This is a genomic window from Guyparkeria halopsychrophila, assembly GCF_044582135.1.
Lineage (GTDB): Bacteria > Pseudomonadota > Gammaproteobacteria > Halothiobacillales > Halothiobacillaceae > Guyparkeria.
Genome location: NZ_JBDODP010000014.1, coordinates 23,048 through 42,849 on the forward strand (window position 1 = coordinate 23,048; position 19,802 = coordinate 42,849).

Below are 19,802 nucleotides of genomic sequence, written 5' to 3' on the forward strand. Positions count from 1 at the left end.
CGTCGGGCGCGAATGAAACGAATACCCATGCCCGCCGGATTCTCCGGCGGCAATCACTGGAGAAGCCCATGGCCTGGAACGAGCCGGGTGGCGGTAAAGATCCCTGGTCGAACCCGCGCGGCCGGGGCGGAAAACCGCCCAATATCGACGATGCCTTTGGACGCCTGAAGGACCGCTTCGGCGGTGGTGGCGGCATGGGTAACGCCGGTGGGTCGAAGGGGATCCTCGCGATCATCGGCATCGTGCTGATCGGTTGGTTGATTTCCGGTATCTACATCGTCGATGAAGGTCAGCGCGGCGTCGTGCTGACCTTCGGCAAGTACACCAGCACGGCCGGGCCGGGTCCGCATTGGCACCCGCCGTATCCGATTTCGGACGTGATCACCGTCAACGTCGATGAATACCGTGATCGTGAGCTCAGCATGACCGTGCTGACCAACGACGAGAACATCGTCGACGTCGATCTCTCCAGCCAGTTCACCGTTCGTGATCCGGTCGAGTTCCTGTTTAACGTCCGTGATCCCAACGGCACGCTGCAGGACGTCATGCAAAGCGCGATTCGCGAGGTCATCGGTTCGAGCCGCATGGACTACGTCCTGACCGATGGCCGTGTCGAGATCGTCGATGCGGTACGTACCCGGATGCAGGAGCTGCTCGAGTCCTACAACACGGGCTTGAATGTCCGTTCGGTCAACCTGCAGGACGTTCAGCCGCCGGAGCCGGTACAGCCGGCGTTCGAGGACGCCATCCGGGCGCGCGAGGATGAGCAACGCTACATCAACGAGGCGCTGGCCTATGCCAACCAGGTCGTGCCGCGTGCCCGTGGTGACGCCGCCCAGATCCTCGAGCAGGCCAAGGGTTATCAGTCCCGCGTGATCAACCAGGCCCAGGGTGAGGCCGCGCGTTTCGATGCGCTGCTCGCCTCCTACAAGCTTGCCCCGTCGATCATCCGCGAACGGATCTATATCGACACGCTCGGCGAGATCTACGCCAAGAGCAACAAGATCCTGGTCGACCCGGACAACGCGAACAACATCCTGAATCTGCCGTCGGGCACCACGGGTAACGGGACGCAGGACACCGACCTGCGCGCCGGCGCGCCCTTGGCGGTGCCGTCGCTTTCGACGAGCACATCGTTCGAAGGTAATTCGGGCGGCTCCAATAACAACCGTTCCGGTCTGCGTACCAGGGGGTCCGAATGAACTGGGTGACGCGCCTGCTACTGCCGATCATCGTCGTGATCGTGTTCCTTTACGCGACCGCGACCTTCCAGGTGGCCGAATACCAGGAGGGCGTGAAGTTCCGTCTGGGTGAAATCATCGAGACCGACTTCGAGCCCGGGTTGCACTTCAAGCTGCCGTTCGTCAACTCCGTGCGCCTGTTCGACACGCGGATTCTCTCGCTGTCCACGCCGCCCGAGCGGTTTTTGACCAGCGAGAAGAAGAACCTGATCATCGATTACTACATCAAGTGGCGCATCACCCAGCCGGCGGACTTCTACCGGGCGACCCGCGGTCAGGAATCCGTGGCCGAGAGTCGGCTCGGCCAGATCGTCAAGGACAGCATGAAGAGCCAGATTTCCAGTCGGACCATCGCCGAAGTGGTCTCCGGGGATCGTGATCTCTTCATGCGCAACGTCATCGAGACCACCAACGAGGATATCTCGGGGCTGGGCCTGGAGATCGTCGACGTACGCATCATGCGCATCGAGCTGCCGCAGGAAGTGCGCGAATCGGTCTACTCGCGGATGGAGAAGGAACGTTCGACGGTGGCCAAGGCGATCCGCTCGCGTGGTGAAGAGCAGGCCAAGCGCATCTCGTCGGATGCCGATCGCCAGCGCGTCGTGATCGTTTCCGAGGCCGAACGAGAGGCCGATGAAATCCGTGGTGAGGGCGACGCCAAGGCGGCGAAACTCTATGCCGAATCCTTCGGTCAGGATGAAGAGTTCTTCGCCTTCTATCGCAGCATTCAGGCCTATCAGAAGGCGTTTGCCAACGGCGGCGACACCTTCGTGCTCAGCCCGGACAGCCCGTTCTTCCGCTACTTCCAGTCGCCGGATGGCCAATCGTCGGATGGCAAGGGCGAATCGGCCAATGGCTCGGCTAATGTCGACGCGCTGCCAGCGCGATAGGGGCGGCCCGGCGTGATGGACGACCTGCTGCGGGTGCTCGGCCTGGTGCTGATCATCGAGGCGCTGCTGCCGTTCATCAGCCCCCGGACCTATCGGCAGGCGGTCGCACAGCTTGCCCTCACGCCCGACTCGCGCATGCGAGGCATCGCGCTGGTGATGCTGTTGATCGGTCTGGCGCTCTGGGTCTGGGGGTAGCTTCGGCCCCTTGGATTAGGTGAAGAACCCCACCCAGCCCGGGCTGGGGTTTTTTGTGCGCCGCGTTTACAATACGCGGGTTTTGCCCCGTGCCGTGCCCGCCTCGGCCTTCCGTTCACCCCACACGCGTATACCTGCAACAGCATGAGCAATCAGTCCCCCTGGATTCTGCCGGCCGGCATCGACGAGGTCCTGCCGCTGCAGGCACGCCGCATTGAGCGCATCCGCACCCGAATGCTCGAAACCTTCGATCGTTGGGGGTACGAGCTGGTGGTGCCGCCGATGGTGGAATTCATCGATACCCTGCTCGTCGGTACCGGCGAGGATCTCGATCTCGAGACCCTCAAGGTCACCGATGGCCTGTCCGGTCGCCAACTGGGCGTGCGTGCCGACATGACGCCGCAGGTCGCGCGCATGGATGCCCACAGCCTGCCGCCGGTCGACGAGCGGCGATTGTGCTACATCGGCACGGTCATCCGCGCCAAGACCGATGGGCTGGGTGGCTCGCGCGCGCCGCTGCAGGTGGGTGTCGAGCTGTTCGGCAGCGACGGCCCGGAGGCGGACGTCGAGGTGATCTCGCTGATGACCGAGGCCCTGGCGGTCGGCGGATGCCAAGCGATCACGCTCGACCTCGGCCACGTCGGCGTCTTCCGCGCACTGGTGCGTGCCGCCGGGCTCGACGGAGTGCGTGAGGATCAGTTGCGTGATGCGCTGACCCGCAAGGCCGTCCCCGAAATCCGCCAGACGCTCGTCGACTGGTCGCTGGATGCACAGCTTGCCGAGGCCATCGAGTCGCTGTGCGACCTGCACGGTCCGTGGCAGGCCACGATCGATGAGGCCAGGCAGCGCCTGAGGGATTTGCTCGACGCCGAGGGCCAGGTGGCGCTCGACCGACTCGCTACCGTGGCCGAGGCGATCCAGGAGCGGGTCGGCAGCGAGGTGCTGGTCGACCTGTCCGAATTGCACGGCTATCACTACCAGACGGGACTGGTTTACGCGGCCTACTCACCGCGCATGGGCCGGGAAATCGCCCGCGGCGGTCGCTACGACGACATCGGGCGGGTGTTCGGGCGATCGCGTCCGGCACTGGGCTTCTCCCTCGATCTGCGTGACCTGCTGGGTGAGAGTGATGACGAGGCGCCCGTCCGTCAGACGGCCTATGCCCCGGCACGGCTCAATGACCCGGCCCTCGATCGGGCGGTGAGCGAGCTGCGCGAGCAGGGCTATCGCGTGATCACGACGAAATCGATTCCCGACGGCATGCCACGACTGGCGCCCGTCGGTGACGGACAGACACAAACTTGGCAGCTAACGGGTGGTGAATTGGACCATGGGTAAGAGTGTGGTCGTCCTTGGGTCCCAGTGGGGCGACGAGGGCAAGGGCAAGGTCGTCGACCTGCTGACGGAAAACGTGGGCGCCGTCGTGCGCTTCCAGGGCGGGCACAATGCCGGCCACACGCTGGTGATCGACGGCGAGAAGACCGTCCTGCACCTGATTCCCTCGGGCATCTTGCGCGAAGGCGTCAAGTGCCTGATCGGCAACGGCGTGGTGCTGGCGCCGGATGCGTTGATCGAGGAAATCGAGCAGTTGGAATCGCGCGGCGTGCCCGCCTCCGACCGCCTGATGCTTTCCGAGGCCTGTCCGCTGATCTTGCCGCATCACGTCGCCCTCGACGGCGCGCGTGAGCATGCCCGTGGCGAGCAGAAGATCGGCACCACCGGCCGGGGTATCGGCCCTGCCTACGAGGACAAGGTCGCCCGTCGCGGCATTCGGCTGGAGGATATCTTCCACCGTGAGCGGCTGGCCGCGAAGCTCGGCGAGGTGCTCGATTATCACAACTTCGTGTTGCGCCACTACTTCGGTGCCGAGCCGATCGACTTCCAGCTGACGCTCGATCGCCTGATCGCCCAGGCCGAGATCCTGGCGCCGATGGTCGGTGATGTGCCGGGCACGCTGGCGAAGATGCGCGCGGAAGGGCGCAACCTGATGTTCGAGGGGGCCCAGGGCACGCTGCTGGACATCGATCACGGCACCTACCCGTACGTGACCTCGTCGAATACCACCGCTGGCGGGGCCTCCACCGGTAGCGGCGTGGGGCCGCTGGAGCTCGATTACGTGCTCGGCATCACCAAGGCCTACACCACACGCGTGGGTGGCGGGCCGTTCCCGACCGAGCTCGAGGACGAGATCGGCGAGCGGCTGGCCAAGCGCGGCCACGAATTCGGTTCGACCACCGGTCGGGCGCGCCGTTGTGGCTGGTTCGACGCCGTCGCGCTGCGCCGTGCGGTGCAGATCAACAGCCTGTCGGGCCTGTGTCTGACCAAGCTCGACGTGCTTGACGGCATGGAAGAGGTGCGAATCTGCGTCGGTTACGAGATCGACGGCCAGCGCATCGAGAGCGCGCCGTTCTCCGCCGATACCTACTCGCGCTGCGTGCCCGTCTACGAGTCGATGCCCGGCTGGCAGGAAACCACCCTCGGCGTGCAGGATCTCGATGGTCTGCCGGAAGCGGCGCGTGCCTATATCCGGCGTATCGAGGAGCTGACCGGCACGCCGGTCGACCTGATTTCGACCGGGCCGGACCGTGAGGAAACCATCGTCCTGCGGGATCCCTACGACGTCTGAGTGCGTGTGATCGTTGTCCGCTGAGATGCCCGCCGGAAAATCGGTGGGCCGCAGGTCTTTATTTCTGCGCAAAAATCCGTAAAATCGCGCCACTTGAATTTCCCTCGGTGAATTGCCGAGGCTGCGAGATCGACCAAGAGCATGGTCGGCGTCGTCATCGACGCAGTCTGGCAGTCACTACTCCAACAGGAATCGTTAAGCGTTATGGTCAAGATTCGCCTGGCTCGCACTGGTGCCAAAAAGAAGCCCTTCTACCACGTCGTCGTTACCGACAAGCGCAACGCGCGTGACAGCGGTTCATACGTCGAGCGCCTCGGGTTCTTCAACCCGGTAGCCCGCGGTCAAGAAGAGCGCCTGCGCCTGGACCTCGATCGTCTGGCCTTCTGGCAGGAGCGCGGTGCTCAGACCAGCGAGCGCGTTGCTTCCCTGGTCCGCCAGAGCAAGAAGCAGACGACTGCTGCCGCCGAGTAAACGGTGACGGCGTCGGCGGGACCGGTCGATCCGGTCGTCATCGCCCGGTTCGGCCGTCCCTACGGGATCAAGGGCTGGGTATGGCTGCAGGTGTTCACGCGACCGATCGAGAACATCGAGCGGTACCGTGACGTCTACCTGCGCACCGAGCGCGGCGAAACGCGGCCGGTGAAGATCGAGAAGCTGACGGTTCACCCCAAGGGCGTGGCCATCAAGCTGGCCGGGGTCGATGACCGCACGGGAATCGAGTCGCTGGCGCGGGCCGAGGTGCTGGTGGGGCGCGACGCGCTGCCGCCGGCCGGGCCGAACGAATACTACTGGCGTGACCTGATGGGTTGCGAGGTGGTGCATCTCTCCGGCCAGGTGCTGGGGGAGGTGCGAGACATCATGGAGACCGGCGCGAATGACGTGCTGGTCGTGCAGGGAGACCGGGAGCGCTTGATTCCCTTTCTCCCCGACGAGGTCATCCGGGCGGTCGATCTCGATGCCCGTCGAATCGAGGTCGACTGGGACCCCGATTTTTGATGCGGATTTCGGTGGTGACCTTGTTCCCCGAACTGGTGGACGCGGGGAACCGCTGCGGTATGGTCCGCGCCGCGATCGAGAAAGGGGCGCTGACCGTGGCGGGCTACAATCCGCGCGACTGGTCGGCCGATCGCAACCGTCGGGTCGACGACCGTCCCTTCGGCGGCGGTCCGGGAATGCTGCTGCAGCCCGGTCCGATCAGCGGCGCGATCGATGCGGCCGTCGACGAGGCCGGGGCGAGTCGTCCGCTGGTGGTGGCCCTCTCGCCGCAGGGGCAAAGGCTCGATCGGCACGTGATCGCCGACTGGGCCGAACGGGAACAGCCGCTGGTGCTGGTGTGTGGCCGGTACGAGGGCTTCGACCAGCGCCTGCTCGACTCCCGGGTGGATGTCGAGTATTCCCTCGGGGATCTGGTGCTGTCCGGGGGTGAGCTGGCGGCGATGGTGGCCGTCGATGCGATCGCCAGGCGCCTGCCCGACGTGGTCGGGGACGCCCAGTCGGTGGTCGAGGACTCTTTCGAGGCCGACCGGTTGGACCACCCGCACTACACGCGGCCGCCGGAGTGGGAAGGCCGCGGGGTGCCGACGGTGCTCTCCAGCGGCGACCATCGGCGGATTGCCGAGTGGCGGTCGCAGCAGGCGCTGATGACCACGGCCCGGCGCCGACCGGACCTATTTTTGCAACACGGGCCGACCGACAACGAACGGGCGGCACTGGAAAGACACTGGCTCGCGGTTAGCGATGACAACCCGGGTAGCCAACAGACACGCGATTGATAACAGGTGGCGGAAAATGAGCGAGATCATCCAGAAAATCGAAGCCGATCAAATGACCCGCGAGGTGCCGGAGTTCGGCCCCGGCGACACGGTTTCCGTCGATGTGCGGGTAAAGGAAGGCGACCGCGAGCGTCTGCAGGCATTCGAGGGTGTCGTGATTGCCAAGCGCAACCGCGGCCTGAACTCCTCGTTCACCCTGCGCAAGATCTCCTACGGCGAGGGCCTGGAGCGCGTCTTCCAGACCTACAGCCCGCAGATCGCTGCGATCAACGTCAAGCGTCGCGGTGACGTACGTCGCGCCAAGCTGTACTACCTGCGTGGTCGTACCGGCAAGGCCGCGCGTATCCGCGAGCGCCTGGGCTGATTCGGCCCCGGTCGACGAAACGAGCCCCCGCACCATCGGTGACGGGGGTTTCGCTTTTTCTGGTGCCGGGTCTGTGCCGCTTGGGGGGCGTTGCCCGTGGTCAAGCGCGTGAGCGCGCGCAAATAAGACGACATGCTCGTTCCCTTCGCCGCGCTTTTGAGCCCCCTCCGCTGGATTACCGGCAAGGGCGCATGCCTGTCGACCGATCCGCCGGAGGATGCCTGTGGTCTGCCGGTTCGGATCATCTTCTGAGCCCCGCCGTCGCCCCGCGCTAGCGTCGGCCGGACCGTCCCGACTTGAAATCCCCGCGTATGTCCCTATCTCGACGGCGTCCAGGGCGGCTGGTGCCGCCTGATCGAATTCGAAACCCCGAGCGACAACACGGAGACCCGCTTTCATGAGTCAAGCCCAGACGCATGCCTTCCAGACCGAGGTGAAGCAACTGCTTCGCCTGATGATCCATTCGCTGTACTCCAACCCGGAGGTCTTCCTCCGCGAGCTGATCTCGAATGCCTCGGATGCCTGCGACAAGCTGCGCTTCGAGGCGCTCGCCGACGACGGGCTCTACGAGGATGACAAGGACCTGCGGGTGCGGGTGTCCTTCGATAGCGAGGCGAAGACCGTCACCATCGACGACAACGGCATCGGCATGAATCACGAGGAGGTGGTCGAGCACATCGGCACAATCGCCCACTCGGGCACCAAGGCCTTCCTCGAGCAGCTCGAGGCCGACAAGCAGAAGGACACCAACCAGATCGGGCAGTTCGGCGTGGGCTTCTACTCGGCCTTCATCGTCGCCGACCACGTCGAGTTGATCACGCGTCGCGCCGGCGTCGGTGCCGGGCACGGCGTACGCTGGACCTCGGACGGCGAGGGCGAGTACACCATCGAGACGGTCGAGAAGCCCGAGCGCGGCACCCGCATCGTCCTGCACCTGCGCGAGGACCAGCAGGAATTCGCCGACGACTTCCGCCTGCGCTCGGTGATCCGCAAGTACTCCGATCACATCAACTTCCCGGTCCAGATGTGGGTGCCGCCCAAGACCGAGAAGGACGACGAGGGCAACGAGACCGAAACGCCGGGGCGTTGGGAGGCCGTCAACGACGCCAACGCGCTATGGACCCGGCCCAAGAGCGATATCTCCGACGAGGAGTACATCGAGTTCTACAAGCACGTCTCGCACGACTGGGAGCCGCCGCTGGCCTGGGCGCACAACCAGGTCGAGGGCAAGGTCGAGTACACCTCGTTGCTCTACCTCCCCAAGCGTGCGCCGTTCGACCTGTTCGAGCCGGAGCAGAGCCATGGCGTCAAGCTGTACGTCAAGCGCGTGTTCATCATGGACGACGCCGACAAGCTGATGCCGCGTTACCTGCGTTTCGTGCGCGGCGTGATCGACTCGGCCGACCTGCCGTTGAACGTCTCGCGCGAGATCCTGCAGTCCAACCGCGTGCTCGACACCATCCGCTCCGGCTCGGTCAAACGGGTGCTCTCGATGCTCGAGCAGATGGCCAAGAACGAACCGGAGAAGTTCGCCGACTTCTGGCAAACCTTCGGTCGCGTGCTCAAAGAGGGCATCGGCGAGGACGCGACCAACAAGGAGAAGATCGCCGGGCTGCTGCGCTTTGCCTCCACCAAGGGTCAAGACGAGGGTGCGAGTGACGCGGAGACCGTTTCGCTCGCCGACTACATCGAGCGCATGGCCGAGGACCAGGACGAGATCTACTACATCATCGCCGACTCCTACCAGGCGGCGATTGCCTCGCCACACCTGGAGATCTTCCGCAAGAAGGGCATCGAGGTGCTGCTGCTCTCCGATCGCGTCGACGAGTGGGTCATGGCGCACCTGACCGAGTTCGACGGCAAGACCTTGAAGTCGGTGACCAAGGCCAAGATCGACGTCGACGAGGAGGACGAGAACGAGTCCGAGGAGGAAAAGGCCGAGCACGAGGCGCTGATCAAGCGGCTCAAGGACACCCTCGGCGAGCAGGTCGAGGACGTGCGTCGTTCGCGTCGCCTGGTCGACTCGCCGGCCTGTCTGGTGACCGACGAGGGGCAGGTGAGCCTCCATCTGCAGCGCATCCTCGAGCAGGCAGGCCAGTCGATGCCGGAGACCAAGCCGATCCTCGAGGTCAATCCGGACCACCGCCTGCTCCAACAGGCCGAAAAGGAGTCGGACGATGCGCGCTTTGCGGACATCGCCCACGTCCTCTACGGGCAGGCGATGCTCGCCGAGGGTGGCAAGCTGGCCGATTCGGCCGACTTCGTCAGTCGTTTGAACCGCCTGCTCGCCTGACGGTCCAACCTTCCATACGCCCGAGACGGACCCCCGGCAACCCCGGGGGTTCTTTGTTTTTGGGCGGCGGGTCGATGCGGACGCGGCTCCTGGGAACATGCTCTGGCAAACCCCGGGTGCATACTTGACTGTGGTGCTGGGTAATCCCCCTGCAATGTTCGGTTTTTCTGCGTCCAGTAGCATGCGATACTTCCCCGATTTACCGGCTTGGGTTCTTCGATCTTGGTTCAGCAACGCACACTCCGAAATACCATCCGCGCCACGGGGATCGGTCTGCACACCGGCGAGCAGGTCCGTTTGACCCTGCGGCCGGCGCCCGCGGACAGCGGCATCGTCTTTCACCGGGTCGATCTCGGCAACGATGCGACGATCCCGGGGCATGCCTTCAATGTCGGCGAAACCCAGCTGTCCACCACGCTGGTCCAGGACGGTGTGAAGATCTCCACGGTCGAGCATCTGATGTCGGCGCTCGCCGGTCTGGGGATCGACAACTGCGTGGTCGAGATCGACGGCCCGGAAATGCCGATCATGGACGGCAGTGCCAGTCCGTTCGTTTTCCTGATCCAGTCGGCGGGTATCGAGGAGCAGGACGCCCACAAGCGTTTCATCCGCATCCTCGAGTCGGTCGAGGTGGTCGACGGCGATCGCTGGGTGCGCTTCGATCCGCACGAGGGTTTTCGCGTGGCGATGTCGATCGACTTCAACCACCCGGTGCTCGACAAGTCGGCGCGCCTGGCGGAAATCGACTTCTCCTCGACCAGCTTCGTCAAGGAAGTCGCCCGGGCACGCACCTTCGGTTTCATGAGCGACCTCGAGATGATGCGCTCGCGCAACCTGGCGCTGGGCGGCTCGGTGGACAACGCCATCGTGGTCGGCGAGGACCATATCCTCAACGAGGACGGCCTGCGTTACGGCGACGAGTTCGTCAAGCACAAGATCCTCGATGCCATCGGCGATCTCTACCTGCTCGGTTGCAGCGTGATCGGCAGTTTCACCGGTCACAAGTCGGGGCATGCCCTGAACAATCAGCTGCTGCGTGCATTGCTGGCCCGGGACTCGGCCTATGAGGTGGTGACCTTCGAGACCGAGGAGCCGCCCCCGGTATCGTTCTCCCGCCCGGCGGCACAGATCGCCGAGTGAGAGCGCCGGGAATCGGTCAAGCGAACGAGAAGGCCCGGCCATGCGCCGGGTCTTCTTTTTGCCGGTTATTGGGCAAGCTGCCGGCTGGACAGGGCGGGCGGCTTGGGTAACACTGCCGACTCGTTTCGACAGGATCGTCGAACGCGTGCCGGCCAGGAGGGCCGGTGGGACCAACCAACCACAAGGAGAGTGTCATGGGCTACATGCGTCGCATGAGCGGGCTGTTGGGGCTGCGTAAGTCTGGGGATCGCCGTCGTGGGCGCCGTTACGAGGCGCCGCGAGGATGTCGCATTCTGGTGATCGATGATTCCAAGACCGTGGTCAAGATCCTGAGTCGGATGCTCAGTCAGAACGAGTACGAGCCGATCGCCGCCGGCGATGCCGAATCCGGTCTGCAACTGGCGCGCCAGTACCCGCCGGACCTGATCTTCCTCGATATCCTGCTTCCCGGCATGAACGGCTTTGCCGCCCTACGCCGCCTGCGCCAGGACCCGGCGACCGCCGAGGTGCCGGTCATCATGATCAGTGGCGACGAGCAGTCGATGGCGCGCATGGTGCTCGACCGACTCGGCTCGGACGACTTCATGAAAAAGCCCTTTGGCCGTGCCGACGTCTTCACTCGTATCGAGGGCCTGGTGCGCAACGGGCGGTTACCGGCCCGATCCCCGTCCTCCGCCTTCGACTGGAATGCCCTCTGACAGGTCGTGCCCGGGTCGGAAGGCTGATGGCCCTTGAGCGGCACCGACTCCGGCCGAAGTCGCCTGCGACTGATTCGTGCCGGCTGGCGGCGGTCGCATGTGGCTCGTGCCTGATCTAAGGTCCGGGCATGAGCAGGCAACAGAAAGTCGATTTCCCGGTGGAAAAGGTCCGCCGCTACCTCGAACCCGGCCCGGTGGTGCTGGTCTCCTCGGCCTGTGATGGCGAGCGAGACATCATGACCATGGGCTGGCATACCGTGATGGCGTTCTCGCCGTCGCTGGTCGGCTGCGTGATCTCGGCGGGCAACCACAGCTTCGATCTGGTGCGCCGCTCGGGCGAGTGCGTGATCAACCTGCCGACGACCGACTTGGTCGACGCGGTCATCGGTATCGGTAACACCAGTGGTGAGGCGATCGACAAGTTCGAGCGTTTCAAGTTGACCGCCGAACCGGGCCATGCCGTGTCCGCGCCGCGTCTGGCCGAATGCCACGCCAACTTCGAGTGCCGGCTGGTCGACGATCGGCTGGTCGAAGATCACAACTTCTTCGTCTTCGAGGTCGTCCGTGCCCACGTCACCCCCGAGCCGGTCTACCCCGAGACCCTCCACTACACCGGTGATGGCGTGTTCATGCTCTCCGGTCAGACCATCGACCGCAGTGACCAGTTCTTGCCCCAGATGCTTTGAACGCCGCTTGCTCTGAACCCCGGCCCGCGGGGCAGGGCGGCCGTGCATCCCCCGTTGCCGTGGTGGAGTTGCCGTGGTGGATCAGTCTTCTGGCGGCTTGATCGCCCGCGAAAGCCGCTCCAACGCCCGTGCGAGGTCACTCCCGGGTTGGGCCTCGGCCAGGTAATGCAGTGCCTGGCTGCCCGCCTGCGACGCCGGTCGATCGTGGTGGCGAGGCTGCTGCCTCGCCGAGACCCGGGCGGAGGTGATCCGCACGCGAATGCCCGCCGGTCGCGGCGCGCCGGGGTGTGCCTCGAGCGCCTTGTGCAGCCGGGCAAGCAGGTCGGGGGCCTCGAAGCGCAGCCGGCTGGCGGCCGCGGCGCTGGGGACGCCGATGGTCAGCGTCTGTTCGTTGACATTGAGTACCTGCACGCTCAGTCCCGAGCGGCCCGACACCAGACCGTCGATGATGGCCTGGTAGCCCCGGATCAGGGCCACCCGGTCGAGAATGCCGGCCAGCGTGGGATTGTTCAGGCGGTAGCGTTCCAGATTCATCGCGCGGCCTTTCGTGACGGGGTTGTGACGGGCGTGAGGCACGACCCACTGCCTATCATTATCCACGCATCTGCCGTAAGATTCAGCGCATTTGCCAAGGAACTGCCCGCGGATTCGGTCCGCCCCTTTTTTCGGCCCGCCGAGCCCTCAGACCGGTCGCGTTTCTCGCGGCCGCCGGGGCGCTCGACGGCCACGGTGGTTCCTCACTTTTCGCGCGCCGCATCGGCGCGGTTTGTCGAAACACGGGATAGGACATGATTGGATCGTTTGCAGCAAAGGTTTTCGGTACGCGCAATGACCGTCAGGTCAAGAAGCTCAGGAAACGCGTCACGGAGATCAATGCCCTCGAGGAGGCGACCCAGGCGCTGTCCGACGACGAACTGAAAGGGCGCACCGAGGAGTTCCATCAGCGCTGGGCCGACGGCGAGGCCCTGGATTCCCTACTGGTCGAGGCCTTTGCCGTCTGCCGCGAGATGAGTCGGCGCGTGATGGGCATGCGGCACTTCGACGTGCAGCTGATCGGCGGCATGACCCTGCACGAGGGCAAGGTCGCCGAGATGAAGACCGGTGAGGGCAAGACCTTGGTCGCCACCCTGGCCGTCTACCTCAACGCCATCACGAAAAAGGGTGCACACGTGGTGACGGTCAACGACTATCTCGCCAAGCGGGATGCCGAATGGATGGGGCGCGTCTATACCGCGCTCGGCCTGACCGTGGGCACGGTGGTGCCGGGGATGGACGCGCGCGCCAAGCGTGATGCCTATCACTGCGATGTCACCTACGCGACCAACAACGAGCTGGGCTTCGACTACCTGCGCGACAACATGGCCTTCTCCAGCGAGCAGATCATGCAGCGCGAGCCGACCTACGCCATCGTCGACGAGGTCGACTCCATCCTGATCGACGAGGCGCGCACGCCGCTGATCATCTCCGGTCCGGCCGCCGACTCCTCGGAGACCTACCACACCATCAACGGCCTGATCCCCGAGCTGAAAAAGCAGGCCCGGGAGGAGCCCAAGGACGACGAGCCCCCGCTGACCGACGAGGAGCGTGGCGACTTCACCGTCGACGAGAAGAACAAGCAGGTGTTCCTGACCGAAAGCGGCTTCGACAAGGCCGAGGAGCTGCTGATCCAGGCCGGTCTGCTCGAGGAAGGCGAGTCGCTTTACGACTCGCACAACATCATGCTGCTGTCGCACCTGACCGCGGCCCTGCGGGCGCATTCGATCTACAAGCGCAACGTCGACTACATCGTCAAGGGCGACGACGTGATCATCGTCGACGAGTTCACCGGCCGGACGCTGGCGGGTCGACGCTGGTCGGAGGGTCTGCACCAAGCCATCGAGGCGAAGGAGGGCGTGACGATCAAGCCCGAGAACCAGACGCTCGCCTCGATCACCTTCCAGAACTACTTCCGTCTCTACCCCAAGCTGGCCGGCATGACCGGCACGGCGATCACCGAGGCACGCGAGCTGGGCGAGATCTACGGCCTGGACGTGATCCAGATCCCGACCAATCGCCCCATCCAGCGGATCGACCACGGTGACCTGGTCTTCCTGACCGCCGAGGAAAAATACGGGGCCATCACCAAGGACGTGCAGGCGGCCCGCGACCGCGGCCAGCCCACCCTGGTGGGCACAGCCTCCATCGACGCCTCCGAGGTCGTTTCCGAGGCACTGCAAGAGGCCGGCATCCCGCACAACGTCCTCAACGCCAAGAATCACCTGAGCGAGGCGGAGATCATCGCCGAGGCCGGGCGTCCCGGCGCGGTGACCATCGCCACCAACATGGCCGGCCGTGGCACCGACATCGTGCTGGGCGGCAACCTCGAGCAGGAACTCCAAGAGCTGGGGGCGGATGCCAGCGAGCAAGAGCGGGCCGAGGTCGAGGCGTCGTGGAAGCAGCGCCACCAGGCGGTGCTGGATTCCGGCGGCCTGCACGTGGTCGGCACCGAACGTCACGAATCCCGCCGGGTCGACAACCAGCTGCGCGGCCGCGCCGGCCGTCAGGGGGATCCGGGTTCGACCCGATTCTTCCTGTCGCTCGAGGACAGCCTGATGCGGGTGTTCGCCTCCGATCGTGTCTCCGGGTTGATGAAGAAGCTCGGCATGAAGTCGGGCGAGGCGATCGAACACCCGTGGGTCTCGCGGGCGATCGAGAACGCCCAGCGCAAGGTCGAGGGCCACAACTTCGACATGCGCAAACACCTGCTCGACTACGACAACGTCGCCAACGAGCAGCGCAAGGTCATCTACGAGCAGCGCCGTGCCGTCATGGCGACCACCGACACCAGCCCGATCATCGAGTCGATGCGCCGCGAGGTGCTGGCCGAACGGTTCCGTCGTTACGTGCCCTTCGGTGCGCTCGAGGAGATGTGGGACGTCGAGGGCCTGATCGCGCATCTCAAGGAAGACTTCGGTCTCGATCTGCCGATCCAGACGTGGCTCGACGAGGACGACGACCTCCACGACGAGACGCTGCTCGAGAAGATCATCGACACCGCCCAGCGCCACTACGTGGCCAAGGAGACCCTGATCGGCAAGGACAATCTGCGCCAGTTCGAAAAGGGCGTGTTGCTGCAGGTGCTCGACGCGCAATGGAAGGACCACCTGGCCGCGATGGACTACCTGCGCCAAAGCATCGGGCTGCGCGGCTACGCGCAGAAGAACCCGACGCAGGAATACAAGCGCGAGGCGTTCGAGATGTTCGGCAAGATGCTGGACGGCATGAACTACGAGATCGTCCGCACGCTGACTCGCCTGCAGATCGCCGCCCCCGAGGGCATGGAGCAGGGCGACATCACCTCGATGCTCGACGAGTTGGTCGACAATCCCCGCGTCGATCCCAGCCAGTTGCGCACCCGCCACGAGTCGGTCCCGACATTCGCCGAATCCGAAGAGACGGCCGCACCCGTCCGGCCGTCAGGGCGGGATGAGACCAGTGGTGAGCCGCCCACCCGCCCGGTACGGCGCGAGGCCCCCAAGATCGGTCGCAACGATCCATGTCATTGCGGCTCGGGCAAGAAGTTCAAGCACTGCTGCGGCAAGCTCTGAGGGCGGACGATACCCGCCTCAAAACCTCTGATCAGGAGACAGGGAATGAAACGTCTGATTCTTGCCGTGGTGGTCGTGGTAGCGGTCCTCCTGGCCGCCGCCCCGTTCGTTACCGGGCATGTGATGGAGAGCACGCTGGCCGAGGTCGAGCGATTCCCGGGCACGCGTGATGCGCTGGAACTGGAGGTGACCGGCTACCAGCGCGGTTATCTCGAGTCCATGGCCGAATCCGAGTTGCTGCTGCGCCTGCCCGAGCAGGAGCCGGTGCGCGTGACGCTGACCCATCGCATCGACCAGATGCCGGGCATCGACGGGCGGTATGCAACCGTCTACACCACCTGGGAGCCGACCACCCCCGAGCTGCGTGACGAATTGGCCGAGGTATTCGGTGACGATGCCGAGTTCACGCTTGCTACGGCCCTCTATCCGACCGGCGCCAGTCATTCGTCCGGGCGCATCCCGGCAGTCGAGCGTGCCGGTGTCGACTTCTCCGGCGCGGACATCGAACTCGACACAACGGCGGCGGGTCACTTCGACTATCGCCTTGAGGGCGAGCGACTGGCCATTGACGACCAGGCCGAGGGCGTCGAGTCCGGTTCGGCCGTGGTCACCGAGGGGATTCGCCTAATTGCCTCCGGGCAGGTCGCCGAGGATGGCTTTGTCTGGGACAGTGACGGTCGTTTCGAGATCGATCGCCTCGAGATTGTCGAGGCAAATGGGCAGGGTCGGGTCGAGGATTTCGTCCTGCGATTCGATTCGGCGCGTGACGAGGATCAATGGGGCTTCTCGGTTGCCTACGAAGTCGGCGAGGCCGTCATCGAGGGCGAGGAATTTCGCGATGCCGAGATGCGGTTCGCGGTCGATCGACTGGATGCCGCCGCGGTGCGCGCGTTGGTCCAACGCCTGGAGACATTGCAGGAGCTCGCGGCACGCGGGGCGTCCATCGACCAGGCGGTCACCGATGCCGTGGTCGCCGAATTGCCCGCCCTGATGAGCCACGGGCCGCGTATTGCGATCGAGCCGTTGCGCGCCACCACGGCCGAGGGCGACACCGAGATCACGCTTGTCGCCGAACTGCCGGCCGGCGTGAGCAAGGGTGAGCCCAACCCGATGATGTGGATGGCGATGCTCAGTGCGCTGGTGATCGAGGGCAGCCTCGAGATGCCGCTCGCCCTGCTGGAGAAGTCCGCGGCGGCGCGTGGGCAGCGAGTCGGCATCGTCGAGGAGCAGCTTGCCCCGTTGGTTGCCCAGGGATGGGTCAGCGTCGAGGACGGCGTGGTCACGACCAGCGTCGACTTCCGGCAGGGCAACCTCCAGCTCAACGGCACCTCGGCCAACCAGTTGCTCAACATGGCCTTTGGTGGTTGAGCGGCACAGTGATGCAGGAGATCACGGCATGAGCGTTGGTTTGACCGCCCCGGTCGTCGGGGACTTGCAGCCCATTCCCGGCATCCGGATCGGGATCACCCAGGCCGGCGTGCGCAAGGCCGATCGCGACGATCTGGCCGTGATGCTGCTGCCCGAGGGTGCAACCATGGCCGGCGTGTTCACGCAGAACCGCTACTGCGCCGCCCCGGTGGTCATGTGCCGCGAGCGACGCGAGAGCGACGTCGCCCCGCGGGCGCTGGTGATCAATACCGGCAACGCCAACGCGGGCACCGGTCGTGACGGCATGGCGCGCGCCGAGTCGGTCTGCCACACGCTGGCCCATCGCCTGGGTTGCGACGACCGGGCCGTCTGGCCGTTCTCCACCGGCGTGATCATGGAGACCCTGCCGTCGGAGAAAATCATCGCCGCGCTGCCGGCGGCGGTTGCCGAGGCCGTCGAGGACAACTGGTTGCGCGCCGCCTCGGCGATCATGACCACCGATACCATCCCCAAGGGGCGCTCGCTGACCCGAGTGATCGGCGGGGCCTCGGTGACCATCACCGGCATCGCCAAGGGATCCGGGATGATCCACCCCAACATGGCGACCATGCTCGGCTACATGGGGATCGACGCCCAGGTGCCCAAGCCGGTGCTGCAGGCGATGCTCGACGATGTCACCCAGGAAAGCTTCAATCGAGTGACCGTCGACGGCGATACCTCGACCAACGATGCCTTTATGCTGATCGCCAATGGTCGGCCGGGCAGCCTCGAGGTGTCGAGTACCGATGACCCGTATTATGCGCCGCTGCGTGACGCCGTCGCCGAGGTGGCCGTGTTTCTCGCTCAGGCCCTGGCGCGTGACGGCGAGGGGGCGACCAAATTCGTCACCATCGAGGTCAGCGGCGGGCGCGACCGGGCCGAGTGTCGTCTGGTGGGCAAGGCGATCGCGCACAGCCCGCTGGTCAAGACCGCGCTGTTTGCCTCTGACCCGAATCTCGGGCGGATTCTCGCGGCCGTCGGTTATGCCGGCATCGACGACCTCGACGTCGGCAACGTCAGCCTGTGGTTGGGCGACGTGCGCGTGGTAGTCGATGGGGGGCGCGACCCGAATTACGTCGAGGCGCAGGCCGCCGCGGTGATGGCCGAACCCGAGATCACCATGCATATCGATCTTGGCCGCGGCTCGGCCGTCGATCAGGTCTGGACCTGCGATTTCTCCTACGACTACGTCAAGATCAACGCCGAGTACCGCTCCTGATCGTGGTGGACCGGCCGCGGACCGACATTGTCCTGGGGCTCCTCCGCGAACCGGACGGTCGTGTCTGGGCGGAGGTTCGCCCCGAGGATAAGCACCTGGCCGGGTTGCGCGCCTTCCCCGGTGGCAAGCGCCGGGACGGCGAGACCCTGCGGGCCGCACTCGCACGCGAGCTCTACGAGGAGGTTGGGATTCGGGTGCAGCGCGCCCGCCGCGTGATCACGCTCAACTGGGATTATCCCGATCGCCGTCTGCGCTTGATCGGCTTCGAGGTCACGGCGTGGGAAGGCAGGCCGCGCTCGGTCGAGGGGCAGCGGCTCGCGGCCGAGCCGCTTGACCGCGATGGCCGGGGCGGTTGGCTGGCCGCGATGCCGCCCGCCAACCGCGGGCTGGTCAATGCGCTGGTCCTGCCGCGTTGCCTGGCGATCACGCCGCCAATCGGTGCCGAGGGTGTGACCGCCTGGCAGGCACGCATCGAGTCGCGCTTGCACCGGCTGCCCGCACCGATGTTGGTCAATTTGCGCCCCGGCCCGGAGTCCACGCGGTTGGAGATGCCGTGGCCGACGCTCGCCCGATCGGTGCTGGCGGCCGGTCACTGGCCGGTGGTCAATCCACCCGGCGACCAATCGTTGCCCGAAGGGCTCGATCCCCGAGTCGGTCTGCATCTCAATCATGCCCGGCTCATGTCGATCTCTGCCGGGCAGGTGCGGGATTGGCAGGCCGCCGGTCATCTGGTTTCCGCGGCCGTTCACGATCAGGCGTCTCTCGATCGTGCCGCCGAGTTGGCCATCGACCTGGTGAGCGTGTCGCCGGTTCGAGTGACCGCGACCCATTCGGGCGTCCGCGGCATTGGCTGGGCGGCGTTCGCCCAGCTGGCCGGGGCCGCCTCCATGCCGGTCTATGCGCTTGGTGGTGTGGGCGTCGATGACTTGCCGCGCATCTGGCGTCGTGGCGGATTCGGTGTCGCCTCGATTTCGGCGTTCTGGTGAGCCGTGCCCCGTGCCGTGAGGAGAAAAGAATGAGCATGAAACAGGCGAAATGGATGGTGGCCACGCTCCTGATCCTGGGCGTGCTGACCTATCTCTGGGGGCGGGCGCCGGACAAGCTGATCATCGACACGCCGGCGACCGGCCCGCTGACCCAGGTGCCGGCACCGACCGACTGCCCGCTCAAGGGCGAGGGCTGCGAGATCGCGATCGACGGGGTGGGCTCGTTCCTGGTCAGCATGCCCGAAACGGTGGTGCCGCTGGAAAAGATGGTTTTCCGGGTCGTGCCACGGGGCGAGGCGGCAAAAGCCATCGGCCAGATCCGGGTGGACTTCGAGATGATCGGCATGGACATGGGCATCAACGCCTACCGGCTGGATCGGCTGGCCGACGGCACGTACCGCGAAGAGGTGATCCTGCCGGTCTGCACCACCGATCGCAGCGACTGGCGCGCCAATCTGAGCATTCACAGCACGGCGGGCGCGTATCTGGTGCGTCTGCCGTTCAGCGTCGATCGATCGCGCTAGGGAATCTCTGCACGAATCGATAGTGCCTCTGGCTCGCGGGTTTGTTCGCAATCGAGGCGCCGGGCCGAAGGCGGGCTTATTGCCCGTCGAGGGCCGGCAACGACGAGTGCGGGCAAACCCGCGAGCCCCGCACGGGCGGGCCGCCAAGGGTCCATCTGCGGCGTTGCGGCGCTT

Annotated in this window: 19 protein-coding genes; 18 read left to right on the plus strand and 1 reads right to left on the minus strand. The window is 65.3% G+C overall.

Going from position 1 to position 19,802, the window contains the following annotated elements; all coding sequences use genetic code 11:
• Positions 1 to 68 precede the first annotated feature (68 nt).
• From hflK to ABGV18_RS07545, 13 genes are all read left to right on the plus strand, one after another.
• Positions 69 to 1,202: an FtsH protease activity modulator HflK gene (gene hflK / locus ABGV18_RS07485; protein ID WP_396585501.1), complete on the plus strand. Its 1,134-nt coding sequence runs from the start codon at positions 69 to 71 to the stop codon at positions 1,200 to 1,202.
• A complete protein-coding gene (gene hflC / locus ABGV18_RS07490) occupies positions 1,199 to 2,131 on the plus strand; it encodes a protease modulator HflC (RefSeq protein ID WP_396585502.1) in 933 nt (310 codons plus the stop codon). The genes hflK and hflC overlap by 4 nt, the downstream gene beginning before the upstream one ends.
• A gap of 15 nt (positions 2,132 to 2,146) precedes the next feature.
• Entirely contained in the window at positions 2,147 to 2,326 is a 180-nt protein-coding gene (locus tag ABGV18_RS07495; RefSeq protein ID WP_396585503.1) for a DUF2065 domain-containing protein, read from the plus strand.
• Positions 2,327 to 2,470: 144 nt separating this feature from the next.
• Complete coding sequence (locus tag ABGV18_RS07500) at positions 2,471 to 3,664, plus strand: ATP phosphoribosyltransferase regulatory subunit (protein ID WP_396585504.1); 1,194 nt, start codon at positions 2,471 to 2,473, stop codon at positions 3,662 to 3,664.
• Positions 3,657 to 4,952, plus strand: a complete 1,296-nt coding sequence (locus ABGV18_RS07505) for an adenylosuccinate synthase (protein WP_396585505.1) — start codon at positions 3,657 to 3,659, stop codon at positions 4,950 to 4,952. The genes ABGV18_RS07500 and ABGV18_RS07505 overlap by 8 nt, the downstream gene beginning before the upstream one ends.
• A gap of 204 nt (positions 4,953 to 5,156) precedes the next feature.
• Positions 5,157 to 5,423 carry a 30S ribosomal protein S16 gene (gene rpsP, locus ABGV18_RS07510; RefSeq protein WP_396581276.1) on the plus strand — a complete coding sequence of 89 codons (267 nt, stop codon included), beginning with the start codon at positions 5,157 to 5,159 and terminating at the stop codon, positions 5,421 to 5,423.
• Between the two features lie 3 nt (positions 5,424 to 5,426).
• Complete coding sequence (gene rimM / locus ABGV18_RS07515) at positions 5,427 to 5,948, plus strand: ribosome maturation factor RimM (protein WP_396585506.1); 522 nt, start codon at positions 5,427 to 5,429, stop codon at positions 5,946 to 5,948.
• Entirely contained in the window at positions 5,948 to 6,724 is a 777-nt protein-coding gene (trmD, locus tag ABGV18_RS07520; protein ID WP_396585507.1) for a tRNA (guanosine(37)-N1)-methyltransferase TrmD, read from the plus strand. Before rimM ends, trmD begins: the two co-directional genes overlap by 1 nt.
• A gap of 16 nt (positions 6,725 to 6,740) precedes the next feature.
• Positions 6,741 to 7,088: a 50S ribosomal protein L19 gene (gene rplS / locus ABGV18_RS07525; protein WP_396581273.1), complete on the plus strand. Its 348-nt coding sequence runs from the start codon at positions 6,741 to 6,743 to the stop codon at positions 7,086 to 7,088.
• 397 nt (positions 7,089 to 7,485) lie between these two features.
• Entirely contained in the window at positions 7,486 to 9,381 is a 1,896-nt protein-coding gene (gene htpG, locus ABGV18_RS07530; protein ID WP_396585508.1) for a molecular chaperone HtpG, read from the plus strand.
• Between the two features lie 222 nt (positions 9,382 to 9,603).
• Positions 9,604 to 10,521 carry a UDP-3-O-acyl-N-acetylglucosamine deacetylase gene (lpxC, locus tag ABGV18_RS07535; RefSeq protein ID WP_396585536.1) on the plus strand — a complete coding sequence of 306 codons (918 nt, stop codon included), beginning with the start codon at positions 9,604 to 9,606 and terminating at the stop codon, positions 10,519 to 10,521.
• Between the two features lie 194 nt (positions 10,522 to 10,715).
• Positions 10,716 to 11,219 (plus strand): response regulator, encoded by a 504-nt coding sequence (locus tag ABGV18_RS07540; protein WP_396585537.1) that lies wholly within the window; start codon positions 10,716 to 10,718, stop codon positions 11,217 to 11,219.
• A 128-nt stretch (positions 11,220 to 11,347) separates the two neighbouring features.
• Positions 11,348 to 11,905, plus strand: a complete 558-nt coding sequence (locus tag ABGV18_RS07545; protein WP_396585509.1) for a flavin reductase — start codon at positions 11,348 to 11,350, stop codon at positions 11,903 to 11,905.
• 81 nt (positions 11,906 to 11,986) lie between these two features.
• Here the strand turns inward: ABGV18_RS07545 and ABGV18_RS07550 are convergent, their stop codons facing one another.
• Complete coding sequence (locus ABGV18_RS07550; protein WP_396585510.1) at positions 11,987 to 12,439, minus strand: DciA family protein; 453 nt, start codon at positions 12,437 to 12,439, stop codon at positions 11,987 to 11,989.
• Between the two features lie 254 nt (positions 12,440 to 12,693).
• Here ABGV18_RS07550 and secA point away from each other — a divergent pair, with 254 nt between their 5' ends.
• Genes secA through ABGV18_RS07575 form a run of 5 tightly spaced genes read left to right on the plus strand, consistent with a single transcriptional unit; the run spans position 12,694 to position 19,628 of the window.
• Positions 12,694 to 15,492, plus strand: coding sequence for a preprotein translocase subunit SecA (secA, locus tag ABGV18_RS07555; RefSeq protein ID WP_396585511.1), 2,799 nt, complete (start codon positions 12,694 to 12,696; stop codon positions 15,490 to 15,492).
• Positions 15,493 to 15,537: 45 nt separating this feature from the next.
• On the plus strand, positions 15,538 to 16,860 hold the full coding sequence (locus ABGV18_RS07560; protein ID WP_396585512.1) for a DUF945 family protein: 1,323 nt from the start codon (positions 15,538 to 15,540) through the stop codon (positions 16,858 to 16,860).
• 28 nt (positions 16,861 to 16,888) lie between these two features.
• Positions 16,889 to 18,118, plus strand: a complete 1,230-nt coding sequence (argJ, locus tag ABGV18_RS07565; RefSeq protein WP_396585513.1) for a bifunctional glutamate N-acetyltransferase/amino-acid acetyltransferase ArgJ — start codon at positions 16,889 to 16,891, stop codon at positions 18,116 to 18,118.
• Positions 18,119 to 18,120: 2 nt separating this feature from the next.
• Positions 18,121 to 19,104 carry a thiamine phosphate synthase gene (locus ABGV18_RS07570; protein WP_396585514.1) on the plus strand — a complete coding sequence of 328 codons (984 nt, stop codon included), beginning with the start codon at positions 18,121 to 18,123 and terminating at the stop codon, positions 19,102 to 19,104.
• Between the two features lie 35 nt (positions 19,105 to 19,139).
• Entirely contained in the window at positions 19,140 to 19,628 is a 489-nt protein-coding gene (locus ABGV18_RS07575) for a hypothetical protein (protein WP_396585515.1), read from the plus strand.
• Positions 19,629 to 19,802 lie beyond the last annotated feature (174 nt).

What these genes read in the sequence shown, in the direction of transcription:
- hflK (WP_396585501.1), top strand. Translation starts at nt 69, where the DNA reads ATGGCCTGGAACGAGCCGGGTGGCGGTAAAGATCCCTGGTCGAACCCG.
- hflC (WP_396585502.1), top strand. Translation starts at nt 1,199, where the DNA reads ATGAACTGGGTGACGCGCCTGCTACTGCCGATCATCGTCGTGATCGTG.
- ABGV18_RS07495 (WP_396585503.1), top strand. Translation starts at nt 2,147, where the DNA reads ATGGACGACCTGCTGCGGGTGCTCGGCCTGGTGCTGATCATCGAGGCG.
- ABGV18_RS07500 (WP_396585504.1), top strand. Translation starts at nt 2,471, where the DNA reads ATGAGCAATCAGTCCCCCTGGATTCTGCCGGCCGGCATCGACGAGGTC.
- ABGV18_RS07505 (WP_396585505.1), top strand. Translation starts at nt 3,657, where the DNA reads ATGGGTAAGAGTGTGGTCGTCCTTGGGTCCCAGTGGGGCGACGAGGGC.
- rpsP (WP_396581276.1), top strand. Translation starts at nt 5,157, where the DNA reads ATGGTCAAGATTCGCCTGGCTCGCACTGGTGCCAAAAAGAAGCCCTTC.
- trmD (WP_396585507.1), top strand. Translation starts at nt 5,948, where the DNA reads ATGCGGATTTCGGTGGTGACCTTGTTCCCCGAACTGGTGGACGCGGGG.
- rplS (WP_396581273.1), top strand. Translation starts at nt 6,741, where the DNA reads ATGAGCGAGATCATCCAGAAAATCGAAGCCGATCAAATGACCCGCGAG.
- htpG (WP_396585508.1), top strand. Translation starts at nt 7,486, where the DNA reads ATGAGTCAAGCCCAGACGCATGCCTTCCAGACCGAGGTGAAGCAACTG.
- ABGV18_RS07540 (WP_396585537.1), top strand. Translation starts at nt 10,716, where the DNA reads ATGGGCTACATGCGTCGCATGAGCGGGCTGTTGGGGCTGCGTAAGTCT.
- ABGV18_RS07545 (WP_396585509.1), top strand. Translation starts at nt 11,348, where the DNA reads ATGAGCAGGCAACAGAAAGTCGATTTCCCGGTGGAAAAGGTCCGCCGC.
- ABGV18_RS07550 (WP_396585510.1), bottom strand. Translation starts at nt 12,439, where the DNA reads ATGAATCTGGAACGCTACCGCCTGAACAATCCCACGCTGGCCGGCATT.
- secA (WP_396585511.1), top strand. Translation starts at nt 12,694, where the DNA reads ATGATTGGATCGTTTGCAGCAAAGGTTTTCGGTACGCGCAATGACCGT.
- ABGV18_RS07560 (WP_396585512.1), top strand. Translation starts at nt 15,538, where the DNA reads ATGAAACGTCTGATTCTTGCCGTGGTGGTCGTGGTAGCGGTCCTCCTG.
- argJ (WP_396585513.1), top strand. Translation starts at nt 16,889, where the DNA reads ATGAGCGTTGGTTTGACCGCCCCGGTCGTCGGGGACTTGCAGCCCATT.
- ABGV18_RS07575 (WP_396585515.1), top strand. Translation starts at nt 19,140, where the DNA reads ATGAAACAGGCGAAATGGATGGTGGCCACGCTCCTGATCCTGGGCGTG.